General features: G+C 56.1%; 17 protein-coding genes. 11 read left to right on the plus strand and 6 right to left on the minus strand.

Translation table 11 applies throughout. The features are described 5' to 3' along the window. The first annotated feature begins 72 nt into the window (after positions 1–72). From GA0071314_RS17270 to GA0071314_RS19595, 5 genes are all read left to right on the plus strand, one after another. Positions 73–1302, plus strand: a complete 1230-nt coding sequence (locus GA0071314_RS17270; protein WP_074397777.1) for an RNA polymerase sigma factor — start codon at positions 73–75, stop codon at positions 1300–1302. A gap of 78 nt (positions 1303–1380) precedes the next feature. Further along, the gene (locus GA0071314_RS17275) at positions 1381–2226 is read left to right on the plus strand and encodes a YciI family protein (protein ID WP_074397778.1); all 846 of its coding nucleotides are present in this window, start codon (positions 1381–1383) and stop codon (positions 2224–2226) included. Beyond that, positions 2223–2612 (plus strand): YciI family protein, encoded by a 390-nt coding sequence (locus GA0071314_RS17280; protein ID WP_074397779.1) that lies wholly within the window; start codon positions 2223–2225, stop codon positions 2610–2612. The genes GA0071314_RS17275 and GA0071314_RS17280 overlap by 4 nt, the downstream gene beginning before the upstream one ends. Next, positions 2609–2977, plus strand: coding sequence for a DUF1428 domain-containing protein (locus GA0071314_RS17285; protein ID WP_074397780.1), 369 nt, complete (start codon positions 2609–2611; stop codon positions 2975–2977). The genes GA0071314_RS17280 and GA0071314_RS17285 overlap by 4 nt, the downstream gene beginning before the upstream one ends. Before the next feature lie 153 nt (positions 2978–3130). Further along, positions 3131–3274: a hypothetical protein gene (locus GA0071314_RS19595; RefSeq protein WP_156524135.1), complete on the plus strand. Its 144-nt coding sequence runs from the start codon at positions 3131–3133 to the stop codon at positions 3272–3274. Here the strand turns inward: GA0071314_RS19595 and GA0071314_RS17290 are convergent. Continuing rightward, positions 3260–3925: an SDR family oxidoreductase gene (locus GA0071314_RS17290; RefSeq protein ID WP_074397781.1), complete on the minus strand. Its 666-nt coding sequence runs from the start codon at positions 3923–3925 to the stop codon at positions 3260–3262. The two genes, GA0071314_RS19595 and GA0071314_RS17290, sit on opposite strands and share 15 nt — an antisense overlap. 128 nt (positions 3926–4053) lie before the next feature. Here GA0071314_RS17290 and GA0071314_RS17295 point away from each other — a divergent pair, with 128 nt between their 5' ends. The 3 genes from GA0071314_RS17295 to GA0071314_RS17305 all read left to right on the plus strand — a co-directional run bounded on the left by GA0071314_RS17295 (position 4054) and on the right by GA0071314_RS17305 (position 7286). Further along, positions 4054–5217: a glycosyltransferase family 4 protein gene (locus GA0071314_RS17295; protein ID WP_074397782.1), complete on the plus strand. Its 1164-nt coding sequence runs from the start codon at positions 4054–4056 to the stop codon at positions 5215–5217. Beyond that, on the plus strand, positions 5180–5719 hold the full coding sequence (locus GA0071314_RS17300; RefSeq protein WP_074397783.1) for a phosphatase PAP2 family protein: 540 nt from the start codon (positions 5180–5182) through the stop codon (positions 5717–5719). Before GA0071314_RS17295 ends, GA0071314_RS17300 begins: the two co-directional genes overlap by 38 nt. A gap of 115 nt (positions 5720–5834) precedes the next feature. After that, positions 5835–7286, plus strand: coding sequence for a sodium/glutamate symporter (locus GA0071314_RS17305; RefSeq protein WP_074397784.1), 1452 nt, complete (start codon positions 5835–5837; stop codon positions 7284–7286). A 36-nt stretch (positions 7287–7322) separates the two neighbouring features. On the opposite strand, the gene GA0071314_RS19920 is transcribed toward GA0071314_RS17305, so the two are convergent. Beyond that, positions 7323–7448, minus strand: a complete 126-nt coding sequence (locus GA0071314_RS19920) for a hypothetical protein (RefSeq protein ID WP_269449416.1) — start codon at positions 7446–7448, stop codon at positions 7323–7325. Between the two features lie 779 nt (positions 7449–8227). Between GA0071314_RS19920 and GA0071314_RS17310 the strand changes: the two genes are divergently transcribed. The 3 genes from GA0071314_RS17310 to GA0071314_RS19600 all read left to right on the plus strand — a co-directional run bounded on the left by GA0071314_RS17310 (position 8228) and on the right by GA0071314_RS19600 (position 9157). After that, on the plus strand, positions 8228–8359 hold the full coding sequence (locus GA0071314_RS17310; RefSeq protein WP_074397785.1) for an entericidin A/B family lipoprotein: 132 nt from the start codon (positions 8228–8230) through the stop codon (positions 8357–8359). Between the two features lie 7 nt (positions 8360–8366). Beyond that, positions 8367–8915 (plus strand): YqiA/YcfP family alpha/beta fold hydrolase, encoded by a 549-nt coding sequence (locus GA0071314_RS17315; RefSeq protein WP_074397786.1) that lies wholly within the window; start codon positions 8367–8369, stop codon positions 8913–8915. Positions 8916–8980: 65 nt separating this feature from the next. Continuing rightward, positions 8981–9157 carry a DUF6435 family protein gene (locus tag GA0071314_RS19600; protein WP_156524136.1) on the plus strand — a complete coding sequence of 59 codons (177 nt, stop codon included), beginning with the start codon at positions 8981–8983 and terminating at the stop codon, positions 9155–9157. Positions 9158–9183: 26 nt separating this feature from the next. Here the strand turns inward: GA0071314_RS19600 and ntrC are convergent, their stop codons facing one another. The 4 genes from ntrC to glnA form a co-directional block, all read right to left on the minus strand. Beyond that, positions 9184–10611: a nitrogen regulation protein NR(I) gene (gene ntrC, locus GA0071314_RS17320; protein ID WP_074397787.1), complete on the minus strand. Its 1428-nt coding sequence runs from the start codon at positions 10609–10611 to the stop codon at positions 9184–9186. Continuing rightward, positions 10608–11666: a nitrogen regulation protein NR(II) gene (glnL, locus tag GA0071314_RS17325; protein WP_074398582.1), complete on the minus strand. Its 1059-nt coding sequence runs from the start codon at positions 11664–11666 to the stop codon at positions 10608–10610. The genes ntrC and glnL overlap by 4 nt, the downstream gene beginning before the upstream one ends. 205 nt (positions 11667–11871) lie before the next feature. Beyond that, entirely contained in the window at positions 11872–12408 is a 537-nt protein-coding gene (locus tag GA0071314_RS17330) for a DUF4124 domain-containing protein (protein WP_231896475.1), read from the minus strand. Positions 12409–12488: 80 nt separating this feature from the next. After that, entirely contained in the window at positions 12489–13895 is a 1407-nt protein-coding gene (gene glnA, locus GA0071314_RS17335; RefSeq protein ID WP_074397788.1) for a glutamate--ammonia ligase, read from the minus strand. Between the last annotated feature and the right edge of the window lie 53 nt (positions 13896–13948).

Here is a 13948-nt window from a genome sequence, read left to right on the forward strand (position 1 = left end):
GTTTGAGAAAGTGAAATTGACGCCTAGCTGATTTTTTAACCCTGTGTGAGGACCACCCATGGACTTTCGGCCATGAGTATCGAGCCTTCTGCCCTCGACTCGCTGTATCGTATTTACTCCCGGCGCGTTCAGGCGACGTTGATTCGCCTGTTGGGAGATTTCGAGCTTGCCGAAGAAGCCATGCAGGACGCTTTCGTTGCGGCTGTCCAACAATGGCCCGTGAGCGGTGAGCCTGACAACCCCCAAGCATGGCTGATTCGTACCGGCTATCACTGTGGGATTGATCAAATTCGTCAGCGCAGCACCGCCCGCCGACGGGCCCACATGCTATTGCCTATTGAAGAGGCGTTGGAGATCAACGATGCCGCTATTGAAGACGACTCGTTGCGGCTTCTCTTCACCTGCTGCCATCCAAGCCTGAGTATAGAAGCCCGCATTGCGTTGACCCTACGCGAAATGTGCGGGTTGACCACCGAGCAGGTGGCCAGCGCACTGCTGATGAAACCCACGACGCTGGCCCAACGTATCGTACGGGCCAAACGTAAAATTCGCGATGCGCATATCCCTTATACGGTGCCTGCCCAGAAAGAACTCCCCGAGCGCCTACCCGATGTGCTCCAAGTGATTTACCTAGTTTTCAACGAAGGCTACTCCAGCAGCATGGGCACTGCGGTGGTCGATATCAGCCTGGCCCGCGAGGCATTACGGCTTGGCGCTGAGCTGGCAAGACTGCTGCCACGGGGCGAAGTATTTGGGCTAATGGCGCTGATGCTGCTCAATAATGCCCGCCGGGATGCACGTCAAAATAGCGCCGGCGAGTTGATGACGCTGGAAGCCCAGGATCGCCGCCTATGGCATCAAGAGGAGATTGCCACCGGCATCGAATGGCTAGAACAGGCATTGGCATTAACACCGCTCGGCTACTATACCCTTCAGGCCTCGATTGCCGCCGTGCATTCCAAGGCCAGCCGCGCCGATAAGACCGACTGGGCACGCATTGTGAGGCTCTACGATGCCCTATGCCGACGCTTTCCATCGCCAATCCTGACGCTGAACTACGCCGTCGCCATTGCCATGAACGGTGCTCCCGATACCGGCCTGAAATTACTCGACGACATCGCGCATCATCCGCAAATCAGCCGCTATCATCTATTTTATGCCGCTAAAGCAGATTTACTGCGTCGCCAAGGTCAGCATGAAGCCGCGCGCAGTGCCTATCACCAGGCGCTGCAATTGGCCACCCAGGCCCCAGAAAAGCGCTTCCTAATCAGCCGCTTGGCCGAGCTGGAAAATTCACCATAAAAAAGTGACCGAGCCTGTCGATTTATGGACACACCAAACGTCTAGAGAGTATCTACCATCACATTAAAAGGACTCTCAATGAAATTCATGCTGATACGCCGCGCCGATGCCAACACCGAAAATGGCGCTATGCCATCTCAGGACATGCTCGCCGCCATGGCCGCTTATAACCAGCGAATGACCGAGGCAGGCGTGTTTTTGAGCGGCGACGGCTTACATCCGACCAGCGAAGGGTGCCTGATCCGTTTCGAGAATGGTGAGCCCACCCTCATCCCCGGGCCGCTGTCTCCAGCCAGTGAGCGTATTGCCGGTTACAGCGTGCTCGAAGCCCCGTCCCTGCAGGCGGCCATTGAGTGGGCCCAGCAGTGGCCCACCCAGGATGCCGATGGCAACGTCACCCTAGAGCTACGGCGTTACTTCTCACTGGAGGATTTCGAGCCCGGTGCTGGTCTCGAGCAGCACCGTACCCTCGCTCGTGTACCGGATGCCATGAACGTGCACGTCGCGTTTCCCGGCACCTGCCGTGAAGCCATGCAGTTCTATGCCGACGTGACCGGCGGGCAGCTGGAGTGCCTGTTGACCTATGCTGAAACACCCGCCGCTGAACACTCACCACCGGAACTCCACGACCGCATCATCCATGCATCACTGAACCTACGGGGTCGTCGCTTAATGGGCGCGGATATGGCGGGTGACTGCTATACACCACCCCAAGGGGTAGAGGTTCAATTGGAGTATCAGGATATCGAGCAGGCCGCCCGAACCTTTGCCCAGCTAGCAGAGGGGGGAAAGATTACCATGCCGTTCGAAGCGACCTTCTGGTCACCAGGGTTTGGCATGGCCACCGACCGCTTTGGCATTCAGTGGATGATCAACGTATCGACGGAACACTGCCCACTGGCAAGTGAAGGAGGTAACCCATGAAGTACGTTGCGCTGGTGTATTACCAGGAACAACTCATCAACGCCATGAGCGAACAGGCATGGCAAGACCTTAATCAGGAGTGCATCGCCGGGGTAGAGCGTCTGAGCGCCAGCGGCCACTACCTGGCCGGGCAGCCATTACAACCAACGGAGACGGCAACCACCGTACGCGTGCGCGATGGCGAGACGTTAATCTCCGATGGCCCCTTCGCAGAAACCAAAGAGCAACTGGCAGGCTTCTATCTGCTTGAAGCCCACGACTTGAATGAGGCGCTGCAGCTGGCTAGCCGCATCCCACCCGCCAGGCTGGGTAGCATTGAGGTACGCCCCGTTCGAGAACTTCCCCCTAAAGCAGAACCAAAAAAAGAACCTGGAGAACAGCCATGAGCGAGCTTACACACCCTTATGTTGATGGTTTCGTCGCTGCCGTGCCCACCGCTAATAAAGCGGAATTTATTGAGCATGCCCGTGCCGCGGCCGTTGTTTTCAAGGAGCACGGCGCACTGCGGGTCGTGGAGTGCTGGGGAGACGATGTCCCCGAAGGAGAAGTGACCTCCTTCACCATGGCGGTCAAGCGCAGGGATGACGAAAGCATCATCTTCTCCTGGATAGAGTGGCCATCCCGCGCCGTGCGCGATGAGGCTATGCCCAAAGTCATGCAGGATCCGCGCCTAGAGATGGACGTTAACCCGATGCCGTTTGATGGCAAGCGACTCATCTTTGGGGGCTTTGAAAGCATCATTGATGAATGAAAACATGCATTAGCGCAGTGCTGTCAGTGGTCCAGCATGCCCTTGCATTGACCTGGGCCACTACGGTGAAAGCACAGCGCTAGGGCGGCGTTCATATCAATGTCATGGTTGACCGGTAGCGTGCCATTAAAGGCCTGACTAACGGTGACAATAATGGCTAACCAACCGCGAAAACCCCTTAGCGAAGAAGAAATTACTTACCTGGTCGAGCTGGCGAATGGCAATGCGCTAGCAAAACAGCGCAGGCGTGAGCGCAAGAACTCACGCCCACCCCGCACGCCCTCACCAGGGGAGTGACTCGCCATTGCTATGCCAAAACCCACCGCTAGTGTCGAGCGTTAGCGCGTCAATGCGGGCGGCGATGCCCAACGCGGCGTCTTGAGGGCTGATCAACCCCCCAAAGTTCACCATGCGCGTTTGCACATAGCCGGGATGCAACTGAGCCACGGCAATTCCACGCGGTCTCAAGTCCATCGCCAACGATTTGCCAAACGCATTGAGCGCTGCTTTAGACGCCCGATAACCATAACGGCCGCCCGAATCGTTATCCGCAATTGAACCCATCCGGCTGGTGATGTTGGCAATCTTACTGCCTTTGTTAAGGTGAGGTAATAGAGCCTGCGTAACACGCAGCGGTGCATAAGCGTTGATTTCCATTTGCTCGCGTATACTGTGGAAATCAATACTGCCCAGCGACTCATCGCGCAACAGGCCGGCATTGTTGATGAGCAGATCCAACGTCTGGCCCTCAAGCGCCCCGGCAAGCCTAGCAACGTCCTCAGGCTGAGTGATATCAATCCCCTCAACCACTTGATCGGCCACGCGATCAAGTGCTTCTGAGGACTGCCGGCAAACCCCTAGCACTCGATAGCCCGCTTCAGCGTAGTGCTCAGCAAGTGCCAGCCCAACACCCCGGTTGGCGCCGGTAATTAATACGGTGGATGTCATCGTCTACTCTCCATTCTCAGTGATTGGGTCATGAATGATCGCCTGTCATCGCTTATTCACCAGGCTGTCTCGGCTGTGTCATGCGCACCAGCCACACTGGCGCAAATGGATGAAAGAGCGAATGGAACATGCGGCTTTGCATCGTCAGCGAAACATGGGCTCCGGAAATCAACGGCGTCGCGCACACCCTGAGCCGACTCAGCCGGGAGCTGGCGCATCACCAGGTCGACATCGATGTCATCCGGCCGAAACCCGCTTGTGCGGCCAAAGCTCCCCTGGTCCGTGCTGAGTTACAGGTGCCCCGCTGTTCAATACCTGGCTACCGCGAGGTTCAGGTGGGCTTTTGTCGCCCCGCAACCCTGCGCAAGTTCTGGAAAGCGAATCGCCCCGATGTGATTTACCTCGCCACCCAGGGCCCGCTGGGCTGGTCGGCCCGCCAGGCCGCCCGGCGGCTGGGCATCCCTTTGGTCGCTGGCTGGCACACCAATTTTGACCACTACTGCGGCGATTACGGCGTCCCCTGGCTCGCCTCAGCGACCCGCCGCTACTTACGCTATTTCCACAATGGCTGTGGGTTAACGCTGGTGCCCACGCATCTTCAGGCCCGCCAGCTTCGCCAGCAAGGTATCAACGACGTTAAAGTCATGTCACGAGGTATCGATGGGGAGCGCTTCTCTCCTACCCACCGAGACCCTGAATTAAGGCGTAGCTGGGGGGTTAACGACCATCAGCCGGTGGCGCTGTATGTAGGCCGACTCGCCGCTGAGAAAAACCTAGCACTGCTACAGGAAACCTATCACGCCATGCGCAACGTTCGCCCCGACATGGCACACGTTATCGTTGGCGACGGGCCCGCGCGAGCTCAGCTTGAACATGCGCTTCCCGATGCGCATTTTACTGGCTTTATTGACCCCGACGCGCTCGCCCAACATTACGCAAGCGCCGACCTGTTTATCTTTCCATCGCTGTCTGAAACCTGGGGAAATGTGGTTAGCGAAGCCATGGCAAGCGGATTAGCCGTGGTGGCTTACCGCCACGCGGCCAGCGCCGAGCTGATTCAAAACGGCTACAACGGCATCACCGTACCCATCGACGATCCAGCGGCATTTTGCCAAGCCGCGGTGTCGTTATGTCAGCACCCGGCGGACTACGCAAAATATAGTCGCCTGGCCCGCTTGAGAGCACTTGAACAGAACTGGTCGGGCATCGCCCAGCAGTTCCTTCATTATCTTCTAAAGGCCCAGGAGGCTTATCATGCGACCCCGTCCCCTCGTCGTATTCGACCGTCTTGATTTGCTGGAATGGCAGTTTTGCCAGCGCGTGTCGCGTTTGTCGCTCTATCGTCCCTGGCGACTCACCCTGCAGGCCGCCAGCCGCTTGGGCGATTGGCCGATTTGGGTGCTGCTGATTATGGCGCAACCCTGGCTTCAGCCTAATGGTGCTTGGCGGGTCATGCAGTACACGGTGATCGCCAGCGTCGCCATAGCGATTTACCGATTGGTAAAAACCCGCTTATGCCGTGAGCGTCCCTTTATTACTTACGGTGCAGGCATTGAGTGCTGTGAACCGGCCCGCGACCGTTACAGTTTCCCCAGCGGCCATACCATGCACGCAGTGATGTTTAGCATCTTGGTGGCCGCCCACACGCCGTGGTTATTGCCTGTGGTCATCCCCCTATCGGTGCTGATTGCGATATCCCGAGTCGGCCTGGGCCTGCACTATGTCAGCGACGTGTTAGCGGGTGCCGCGTTGGGATGCGCTTTTGCCTTGGCAAGCCTCTATTGGATGGGGTAACCCCGACTGGTTTTCGCGTAAATAGTCACTAACCACTATGGTTAATTCAACCCTGTCTTTTTGAATGCGCCCGCTTGGCGTTAATAGCGGTGTGCCTGCATCAAGGAGTGATGAGATGACTATGACGGTGGGTGAATTATTTATCGCGCTAGTCACCATTGCATTAGTTCTTTTAGCCAGCAATGCTCTGCGACTATGGCTTCCCTGGTTAAGACGACTCTTCCTGCCTAGCTCGGTCATTGGCGGCTTACTGCTGTTAGTGATGGGCCCAGATGTGCTGGGTCGCGTTCTGCCTAGTTTTTTTGAAGAGAGCCCTGGGCTGTTTCCTGCCTATGTGCAAGAGAGCTGGGCAGCGCTGCCAAGCTTGCTGATTAATGTTGTCTTCGCGGCGTTGTTTATTGGTAAAACAATCCCCGGTTTACGCACTATTTGGTTGCGCGCGGGGCCACAAGTGGTGGTCGGCCAAACAATGGCGTGGGGCCAATATGTTGTCGGCTTGAGCCTGGCACTGCTGGTATTGGTACCGGTGTTCAACATGAACCCCATGGTGGGTGCGTTAATCGAAATCGGCTTTGAGGGCGGTCACGGTACAGCGGCTGGCATGGCCGACACCTTTGAAGAGCTAGGTTTTGAAGAGGGGGCGGATCTTGCCCTGGGCTTGGCAACAGTAGGTATTGTCGCGGGGGTGTTGATTGGCACTGTACTGATCAATATTGCCGCGCGCCGCGGGATCATCCACCTTAAGGATGAGAGCCAGCACGCTGATGACCCGGACGAGCTAATGCATGAAGACGAGCGACCTTCCACTGAAGAGTTCAGCGAGTTCAAAAAAGATCTGGTGCAAGAGTCGGGTACGACGGACCCACTAAGTCTGCATATCGGCTTAGTGGGCATCGCCATTTTGATCGGCTGGCTAATTCTGTCTGGGCTACAGTGGATTGAGCAAGTCACCTGGGCTCGCGATGGAGGCTTAGAAGTTCTTGCTCACGTTCCTCTGTTCCCTATCGCCATGATCGGTGGCGTCATCGTTCAACTGGTGGTGATGCGGTTTGGGTTACACCGCCATGTGTCTAGCCGCACCATGTCACGCATTGCAGGCACCGCGCTGGACTTTACCATCGTGGCAGCACTCGCCACCCTTTCACTCACCACCTTGGGAGATTACTTTCTCCCCTTCCTGCTACTCGCTGTAGCGGGGATTGCCTGGGGGCTATTCGTACTCATTGTGATTGCTCCCCGCGTTATCCCTGAAAACTGGTTTGAACGTGGAGTAGGTGATTTTGGCCAGTCAATGGGGGTCACCGTGACCGGCCTACTGTTGATGCGCATGGCAGACCCGAAAAATGAGTCTGGCGCACTAGAGAGTTTTGGTTATAAACAGCTGATGTTTGAACCGATTGTGGGAGGTGGGCTGTTTACAGCCGCCGCCTTGCCGTTGATTGCCGAATTTGGCGCCTTAGCCGTGCTTATTTTTGCCAGCCTGTTAACCGTCGGGTGGCTCGCATTTGGCTTACTCTATTTCGGGCGTATGGTGCCTGATCGCGGCAAAGGGCACTGGAAGAGCTAAGACCTGGCCGTGATGGGATGAAATGGCGTAACAGCCTTACCATTGCGGTGGCAGGTCGTCTCGGTCATCCATCAGGGGGGTGAGCGTCGTCTTGATCGCCATGTACACCCCAACGGCGGAAAAAACTGCAAACAGCACAAACATGCCTAACATCAATCCCATGGTCATATGCTTGTCCCTGTGAGTCTGCGGCTTTACTGACGTTATTGACTTCGTCGTTGTTAACCGCTGATATCATTTAACTCATAGGATAGACCAAAACATACAGCCTAGCTGTACCAATGTTATGCATCCAAGGGACAAACCGGCCGCAGCACGAAGATTGAGACGCAAAAAAACCACTTTGCCGAAACAAGGTGGTAATTTCGCATCGTTGCCATTCCTTGGCGTCGATGTTTAGCGCGTCCTGGCGCTAAAGCGGAGAGTGCCAATTCCTTTGAATGCTCCGTTATTTACCAAATGGCGTCCTGCCTTCCTTTTGATGCAACGACACTCTCCTTACCCGCTTTACCTTTCTACTGCTTTACTGCTTTACTACCTTCCTACTGCGTTACCTTCCAACCTTACCTTCTAACTTCGAGCAACTTTCTTTAACGGCATTCTTTCACTACTCATTTGACCTGCAACTTAAATAACAGTGACATTGGATGCGAATAACACAATTTTTCATGACATCTCGCATACAAACCAAATAAAGCACGCCCCGGGCCAAACACGTCGATAAAAATTATTAATCTTTTAAAACATATACTTAGGTAAAATAAATTAGGCGGCCTGACCCTCCCTGTGGCACACAAAAAATGTAGCGTAATGGCACATGCGACAAAACAGCATGGTGATATGGCAAAAGAGGTACATACTAGCGGTGTCGCTAAATAGCTAACGTTTGCTAATCTAGCTAATACCCCATGAAGGGGTGACCCGCCTGAAAGGAGGCTTCTATGAAACGCTTGACGGCCCTTGGCATTATTGGCATCACCATCTTACTGTTAGTGAGCGGCTGCAACACCATGCGCGGTGCAGGTGAAGACATCGAGCAAGGTGGAGAAGCCATCCAAAAATCAGCGAGTTAACGAGATTATGCTAACGGTTTACCTATCACATGGTTTAGAAAGCGGCCCCGGCGCGCTAAAAATGCAGGCGCTAAAGGGCATTGCCGAAAAGCTCGACGACTGCGAGGCCGTCGTGATGGATTACCGTGATCAACCCGAGCCGCCACAACGCCTTCAGCACCTGCTGGCGACGCTTTCGGCCAGGGGAGACAACCCTGAGCGCTGTGTTTTTGCCGGTTCAAGCCTAGGCGGCTGGCTCAGCGCGGCGGTCAGTTCACAGCAGCCCGTCCTGGGCTGCTTTTTATTGGCCCCAGCACTCGGGTTGGCGCATTACCCCGAAACCTCCCCCACCCTCCAAGCCCATTGCACCCACATTATTCACGGCTGGCAGGACGAGGTAATTCCCCACCGCCCGGTTATTGAATGGGCTGAGCGGCAGCGCCTATCGTTGCGCATGGTGGATGATGACCACCGGCTCCACGAAAGCCTGGACACCCTACTCAGCGACTTCGATGCCTTCTTAACACGCTGCAGCGCCGTATTGCACGCCAGTACGATTGCTTGTTCTCGTCGCTAAGCAAAACATTCGACAAGCGCGCCCAATAGGTGTACAAAACATGTACACACAAAAGGAGAGCGTCCATGTTTGGCCCATTTAAGCGCGACCCCAAAAAGAAGCTACAGCAAGCCTACGAACGCAAGCTGCAAGCCGCTATGGAAGCCTCCCGTAACGGCGACATGCGAGCTAATGCCACCCTTACGGAAGAAGCTAACGCTCTTCTCGCTGAAATTGAGCGTCTGAAGAAAGAAGGCGCATAGCGCCGGCGACTTTTATATGCCGGCGGCTACTCGTCCGCTAACGCGGGTAAGAGCGTTTTCAGCTTACGGGTAAGGGTATTTCGCCCCCAACCCAGCAATTCAGCGGCTTCCCCTTTGCGACCACCGGTATGTTTAAGGGCTGTCTCGATTAAAATTCGCTCAAAATCGGGCACTGCTTCTTCCAGTAGATGGGTATGCCCTTCTGCCAGCGCGTTGTCTGCCCAATCACGAAACGCGCTACGCCAATCACCGTAGGCGCTGGTTTCCGAGGCGCTAGATGAGCGCAACTCCGCCGGCAGGTCTTCCACCAGCACTTCGCGCCCCGAGGCCATCACCGTCAGCCAGCGACAGATGTTTTCCAACTGCCGGACATTGCCCGGCCAGGGCAAGCGCGTGAGGTGGGCTTCGGCTTCAGGGGTTAATACTTTGATATCGGTGGACAGCTCTTTGGCCGCTTCGGCCAAGAAATGACTCGTCAGCCGCGGAATATCCTCGCGTCGTTCGGCAAGCTTCGGCAAGTGAATGCGGATAACGTTTAGACGGTGGAACAAGTCTTCACGGAAGCGTCCATCTTCTACCAGTAACTCAAGGTTCTGGTGGGTGGCCGCGATAATGCGCACATCGACCTTCGTTGGCGTATGCCCCCCCACCCGGTAAAACTCGCCGTCGGCCAGTACACGCAGCAAACGCGTTTGCGTTTCGGCGGGCATATCGCCAATTTCATCTAAAAACAGCGTGCCACCATTGGCTTGTTCAAAGCGGCCCTGGCGCTGCGACGTCGCACCGGTAAACGCCCCCTTCTCGTGGCCGAACAGCTCCGACTCGATCAAGTCACGCGGAATCGCCGCCATGTTCAGCGCAATAAAAGGCTTGCCTTGGCGGGGGCTGTGCTGGTGTAGCGCCTCGGCAACACGCTCTTTACCGGTGCCCGATTCGCCGTTGATCAGTACGGTAATGTGCGAGTGAGAAAGCCGCCCAATCGCGCGGAACACCTCTTGCATGGCGGGCGCTTCGCCGATAATTTCCGCATTGAGCCCTTCTGGCACGCTGACCGGGCGCTGACGTTCACGGGCATGCGCAATGGCGCGGCGCACCAAAGCCAGGGCCTCATCAACGTCAAATGGCTTGGGCAGATACTCGAATGCACCGCCTTGATAGGAGGCCACCGCGCTATCCAAATCGGAGTGTGCGGTCATCACAATGACCGGTAAATCGGGGTGCGCCTCACGCACACGCCCCATTAAATCCAGGCCATCGATCCCCGGCATGCGAATATCAGTGACGAGTACATCCGGCGGGCTTTCGAGCAAGCGCGAAAGGGCTGTGTCGGCCCGTTCGATACATTCAACCTCAAGATCGGGTTGCGCCAGCGCGCGTTCAAGTACCCAGCGAATCGCGCGATCATCGTCAACAATGACGACCCGCGCAACATCATTACGGGCAGGCTCAGTCATGACGCTTCTCCGGTGGAATTAATAACCAATGGAATCAATAAACGAAATTCGGTGTGTCCGGGGCGTGAGTCGCATTCGATCAGTCCTTGATGTTGGTGCAAAATGGATTGGGCGATTGACAGGCCAAGCCCGCTACCTTCGGCGCGGCCTGACACCATCGGATAAAACAGGGTTTCTTGCAGCGCACTGGGAATGCCGGGGCCGTTATCAATCACGCCTACTTCGCTAACCAGGCGATGTCGTTCGGCTCCCAGGGTGAACTGGCGACGCGCACGGGTGCGCAGCACAAGCGTCGGCTGTTGAGTCTGGGCATCGCTCATCGCCTGCACCGCATTGCGCGCCACGTTCAATACCGCCTGGATCATCTGGGATTCATCACCGGATAAATCCGGCAGGCTGGGGTCGTAATCGCGTTGGATATCAACGTGTGGGTGCTCGGCGATCAACAGCGAACGAACACGTTCCAGTACCTTGTGGATGTTGACCGGCTCGTGCTTGACGATGTAGTTCGGGCCCAGCATGGAATCCACCAGATCCCGCAGCCGGTCGACCTCTTCTACAATGATGTGGGTATATTCGCGCAGCGACGGGTTGTCGAGATCGCGCTCCAGCAACTGCGCCGCCCCGCGAATGCCGCCCAGCGGGTTTTTCACTTCGTGGGCGAGGCCGCGGGCCAGTACCTTGATGGTTTCCTGGCGAGTGGTTAGCGCTTCCTCGCGGGAAATCTGCATCAGCCGATCACGCGGCTCGACCTCTAGCAATAACTCCGTCTCGGAGAGCGGCGTCACCGTATAATCGACGGTCAGCGTCTCACTATTCAGCGGCGTAATGCGCGCCTCGCGCTGGGTAAAGGGATGAAACGCATCCCGGGCCTTGGCCAGCACGTCATCAATGCTTTCATCACCGCCCAGCAGCCCGTCGAGGCTCATGCCTTGCACACGGCTCAGGCTAACCGCCAGCAACGCCTCAGCGGCGGGATTCATCCAGCACACGTTAAGCCGTCCATCCAGCAGTAGCACCGCCGTCGTAAGGTGTTCAAGTAAACGTTGGTGCATGGTGATGTCTTGCAAAGTCGCCTCATCCATTATCTTGGTTCAGCCTTCCGCTGGAAAGATGTAGAGGGAACTGCAAAAAGCGCGCCAAATATGCCTCCGCGCTGATCTGCACGGCACTTGCGCCGCGTAGCGGTGCATGGCGTGCCGTTTTAGCGCAGGTCAGTGCCCTCACCGATTTCTTATGCACCATAATGGCGCATTCGCGCTAATCTGCCACTTCGATTGTCACCGCTGTTGTGCGATGCTGGCGACGCCCTTGGCTATCCAATAGCTCCGCCTGAAGCTGATGCCGACCGGCGGGCAGGTTCGCCAGCCAGAACACATTGCTATGCAGCGCCGACTGGCTAAGCTCGCCATTAACGCGTAGCTGTACCTGATGATCATCGCGAAGCTGAGGCGCAATACTCAACGTCACCGGTGTGTTAGCGTCCACCTCAGCACCCGCGCTAGGCGAGCGAATCTGAAAGCGATCGTAGGGCATAAAGGGCTGACCTGGCGATGTGGCGGCAGGCGGCTTTTCTTGCCTATCCGCGTACTGGCTTGGCAATCCAGGCAGCGGGGCAAGCTCTAGCGCTTCGCCACCGCCACTTGGCGTGTCGGAAAAGGTAACGTTGCCGTTTTCATCCACGGCTCGGTAAACCGTCGACGAGGCTGCCGTGTTCACGGCCACCGCCGCCAACAGCAGAGCAAAGCCAGCTACCCAGTACACCCTAGCCTGCCTCATTAACGCCTTGCGCCACATGCGTCCCCCTAAACAAAAAAACCCCGCCGTGGCGGGGTTTAGGCTTATCAGCACCACATAGGTGAGATTAGCAGCTGTTCTTAGCAGCTATAGTACATATCAAACTCAACCGGGTGCGTGGTCATGCGAATACGCTCCACGTCTTCCATTTTGAGTTCGATGTAGGCATCGATCATTTCGTCGGTGAACACGCCACCTTCGGTCAAGAATGCACGATCGGTGTCCAGCGCTTCCAGCGCCTGATCCAGGCTGCTCGCCACGGTGGGTACCGATTTACCTTCTTCCGGCGGCAGATCGTAGAGATTTTTGTCCATGGCATCGCCAGGGTGGATCTTGTTCTTGATACCGTCGATACCGGCCATCAGCATCGCTGCGAAGGCCAGGTACGGGTTAGCCGTCGGATCAGGGAAGCGCGTTTCAACACGCTTGCCTTTCGGGCTGGCCGTATACGGAATACGAATCGACGCCGAACGGTTACGGGCACTGTAAGCCAACATGACCGGCGCTTCGAAGCCCGGTACCAAACGCTTGTAAGAGTTGGTAGAGGCATTAGTGAAGGCGTTCAGTGCACGGGCGTGCTTGATGATACCGCCAATATAGTACAGCGCCATCTCGGAAAGACCCGCGTACTCATCACCTGCGAACTGGTTGTTACCGTCTTTCCAGAACGACTGGTGAACGTGCATACCAGAGCCGTTATCGCCAACCAGCGGTTTTGGCATGAAGGTAGCGGTTTTGCCGTAGGCGTGCGCCACATTGTGGATCACGTACTTCATTTCCTGCACTTCGTCGGCTTTCTTCACCAGCGTATTAAACTTAACGCCGATTTCGTTCTGACCGGCATTAGATACTTCGTGGTGATGAACTTCTACCGACTGGCCGATGGCCTCCAGGGTATTACACATCGCACCGCGGATATCATGGAAGCTGTCTACCGGCGGAACCGGGAAGTAGCCGCCTTTAACGCGCGGGCGGTGGCCTAAATTGCCGCCTTCTACCTGGCTATCCGTGGCCCATGCACCTTCTTCAGAGGTGATTTTGTACATGGCGCCCTGGATGTCGGATTTCCAGTGAACTTCGTCAAAAATAAAGAACTCAGGCTCCGGACCAAAGAAAGCGGTGTCGCCAAGACCGGTTGACTGTAAGTAAGCCTCAGCACGCTTGGCAATAGAGCGTGGGTCACGATCGTAGCCCTGCATGGTCGCCGGCTCGATGATGTCACAACGTAGCACCAGCGTAGCGTCTTCGGTGAACGGGTCGAGGTAGGCAGTGCCGTCTTCCGGACGCAAAATCATGTCGGATTCGTTAATGCCTTTCCAGCCGTTGATGGAGGAGCCATCAAACATCTGACCGTTCTCGAAAAACTCTTCGTCCACATCGCGGGCAGGCACGGTGACGTGCTGCTCTTTACCGCGGGTGTCGGTGAAACGTAGATCTACCCACTTAACATCATGCTCTTCAATTAGCGCGAGAGTCTTGGCTGACATAGTGTCCTCCGGTATGAGCGTGGCTTAAAGCTAACGACAGTAAGCTACCGATA

Source organism: Halomonas sp. HL-93 (assembly GCF_900086985.1).
Taxonomy (GTDB): Bacteria; Pseudomonadota; Gammaproteobacteria; order Pseudomonadales; family Halomonadaceae; genus Vreelandella.

Excerpts from the sequence above, each read along its gene's own strand:
- GA0071314_RS19595 (WP_156524135.1), top strand. The coding sequence starts at position 3,131 with ATGGCTAACCAACCGCGAAAACCCCTTAGCGAAGAAGAAATTACTTAC.
- GA0071314_RS17295 (WP_074397782.1), top strand. The coding sequence starts at position 4,054 with ATGCGGCTTTGCATCGTCAGCGAAACATGGGCTCCGGAAATCAACGGC.
- GA0071314_RS17275 (WP_074397778.1), top strand. The coding sequence starts at position 1,381 with ATGAAATTCATGCTGATACGCCGCGCCGATGCCAACACCGAAAATGGC.
- GA0071314_RS17270 (WP_074397777.1), top strand. The coding sequence starts at position 73 with ATGAGTATCGAGCCTTCTGCCCTCGACTCGCTGTATCGTATTTACTCC.
- GA0071314_RS17315 (WP_074397786.1), top strand. The coding sequence starts at position 8,367 with ATGCTAACGGTTTACCTATCACATGGTTTAGAAAGCGGCCCCGGCGCG.
- GA0071314_RS17280 (WP_074397779.1), top strand. The coding sequence starts at position 2,223 with ATGAAGTACGTTGCGCTGGTGTATTACCAGGAACAACTCATCAACGCC.
- GA0071314_RS17330 (WP_231896475.1), bottom strand. The coding sequence starts at position 12,408 with ATGTGGCGCAAGGCGTTAATGAGGCAGGCTAGGGTGTACTGGGTAGCT.
- glnA (WP_074397788.1), bottom strand. The coding sequence starts at position 13,895 with ATGTCAGCCAAGACTCTCGCGCTAATTGAAGAGCATGATGTTAAGTGG.
- ntrC (WP_074397787.1), bottom strand. The coding sequence starts at position 10,611 with ATGACTGAGCCTGCCCGTAATGATGTTGCGCGGGTCGTCATTGTTGAC.
- GA0071314_RS17290 (WP_074397781.1), bottom strand. The coding sequence starts at position 3,925 with ATGACATCCACCGTATTAATTACCGGCGCCAACCGGGGTGTTGGGCTG.
- GA0071314_RS17285 (WP_074397780.1), top strand. The coding sequence starts at position 2,609 with ATGAGCGAGCTTACACACCCTTATGTTGATGGTTTCGTCGCTGCCGTG.
- glnL (WP_074398582.1), bottom strand. The coding sequence starts at position 11,666 with ATGCACCAACGTTTACTTGAACACCTTACGACGGCGGTGCTACTGCTG.
- GA0071314_RS17300 (WP_074397783.1), top strand. The coding sequence starts at position 5,180 with ATGCGACCCCGTCCCCTCGTCGTATTCGACCGTCTTGATTTGCTGGAA.
- GA0071314_RS17305 (WP_074397784.1), top strand. The coding sequence starts at position 5,835 with ATGACTATGACGGTGGGTGAATTATTTATCGCGCTAGTCACCATTGCA.
- GA0071314_RS19920 (WP_269449416.1), bottom strand. The coding sequence starts at position 7,448 with ATGGGATTGATGTTAGGCATGTTTGTGCTGTTTGCAGTTTTTTCCGCC.
- GA0071314_RS19600 (WP_156524136.1), top strand. The coding sequence starts at position 8,981 with ATGTTTGGCCCATTTAAGCGCGACCCCAAAAAGAAGCTACAGCAAGCC.
- GA0071314_RS17310 (WP_074397785.1), top strand. The coding sequence starts at position 8,228 with ATGAAACGCTTGACGGCCCTTGGCATTATTGGCATCACCATCTTACTG.